General features: G+C 63.9%; 2 protein-coding genes. One reads left to right on the forward strand and one right to left on the reverse strand.

The features are described 5' to 3' along the window. A partial coding sequence (locus DBR23_RS00905; RefSeq protein ID WP_233250211.1) for an AMP-binding protein occupies nucleotides 1-1361 on the reverse strand: 1361 nt, incomplete at its 3' end. A 186-nt stretch (nucleotides 1362-1547) separates the two neighbouring features. Here DBR23_RS00905 and DBR23_RS30160 point away from each other — a divergent pair. Continuing rightward, a partial coding sequence (locus tag DBR23_RS30160; protein WP_233250208.1) for a chromate transporter occupies nucleotides 1548-1932 on the forward strand: 385 nt, incomplete at its 3' end.

The raw sequence follows: 1932 nt of genomic DNA on the forward strand, positions 1-1932 counted from the left end.
CCGGGGGGCAGCGGGCCTTCGATGGCGACCACACCCTTCTGGTTGGCACCGGTCAGTTCTTCGCCCGTGGCCTCGTCGATCAGCTTCACGCCATAGCCATACATGGCTTTGCCGGGGCTGCCGAAGCGTGTGGTCTGCTGCTGCACGCCGTTGGCAAGGGTCAGGATGGGCCAGCCGGTTTCGGTCTGCCAGTAGTTGTCGATGATGGGCACGGCCAGCGCGTCGCTGATCCACTGGGCCGTGGGCTCGTCCAGAGGCTCGCCCGCCAGCCACAGGGCCTTGAGGCTTTTCACGTTGTACTTGGCCAGATAGGCTGGGTCCTGCTTCTTCAGCACCCGCACCGCCGTGGGGGCCGAGAACATGTGCGTGACCTGGTACTTCTCGACGATGCTCCACCACACGCCCGCATCGGGCCGCGTGGGCAGGCCTTCGTACATGATGGTGGTCATGCCCGCGATCAGCGGGCCGTAAACGATGTAGCTGTGGCCCACCACCCAGCCGATGTCGCTGGTCGCAAAGTACACATCGCCCGCCTTGGCGTCAAAGATGTGCTTCATGCTTGCCGCCAGCGCCACCGTGTAGCCGCCGGTATCGCGCTGCACCCCCTTGGGCTTGCCGGTGGTGCCGCTGGTGTACAGCGTGTAGCTGGGGTGCGTGGATTCCACCCATTCGCAGGGCACCACGGTGTTCAGGTGCTGCTCTCGCAGCGGCGCCCATTCGTGGTCGCGACCTGCCTGCAGGTGCATGGGGGCAAGGCCCCGGTTCACCATCAGCACGGCGCTGGGCTTGTGTTTGGACAACGCAATGGCCTCGTCCAGCAGCGGCTTGTACGGCACCACCTTGCCACCTCGCGACCCGGCATCAGCGCTGACCACGGCCACCGGCTCGGCATCTTCGATGCGCGAGGCCAGCGAGCCCGAGGCAAAACCGCCAAATACCACCGAATGCAGCGCGCCAATGCGCACGCAGGCCAGCATGGCAAACGCGGCCTCGGCAATCATGGGCATGTAGATGAGCACGCGGTCGCCCTTCTTCACGCCCAGGCCTTGCAGCACCGCCGCCATGCGCTGCACCTCTGCATGCAATTCGGCAAAGCTGTAGCTGCGTTCGGTGTCGGTTTCTGTCGATATCGCCACCAGCGCCGCCTGGCTGGCGCGCGTGGCCAGATGGCGGTCCACCGCGTTGTGGCACAGATTGGTGGTGCCGCCCACAAACCATTTCGCAAACGGCGGGTTGCTGTAATCGCACACCTGCTGCGGGGGCGTCTTCCAGTCGATCAACTTCGCCTGCTCGCTCCAGAAGGTGTCTCGGTGGTCGATGGACTGGCGGTAGAAGTCGGCGTAGGTGCTGTGTGCGGTCATTGTGGGTGTCTCCTCGGCATCTCTCTCGCCCTGCCAGGACAGCAGGTTTTGAATTCATAATTATTCATGACGGGCTTGCGGCAAACTGACGCAGCCAACCCTCTGCCTCGTCATCCATGGCTCCAGATACAGCAGGCATATTGATATGTCGGCAAACGTCATACCGGCCTGTCACACTCCCGGACCATGCACCCAGCACCGTCCGCTGCCCCCACGTCCGTCCCGTTCCGCGACGCCTTTCTGTTCTGGCTGAAGCTCGGGTTCATCAGCTTCGGCGGGCCTGCAGGCCAGATCGCCATCATGCACGCCGAGCTGGTGGAACGCCGCCGCTGGATCAGCGAAAACCGCTTCTTGCACGCCCTCAACTACTGCATGCTGCTGCCTGGCCCCGAGGCGCAGCAGCTGGCCACTTACATCGGCTGGCTCATGCACCGCACCTGGGGCGGCATCGTGGCGGGGGCGCTGTTTGTGCTGCCCTCGCTGTTCATCCTAATCGGGCTGTCGTGGGTGTATCTGCGTTTTGGCGATGTGCCCGTGGTGGCAGGCATCTTCTACGGCATCAAGCCCGCAG

Origin of the sequence: Acidovorax sp. HMWF018 (genome assembly GCF_003061035.1) — a bacterium.
Lineage (GTDB): Bacteria > Pseudomonadota > Gammaproteobacteria > Burkholderiales > Burkholderiaceae_C > Acidovorax > Acidovorax delafieldii.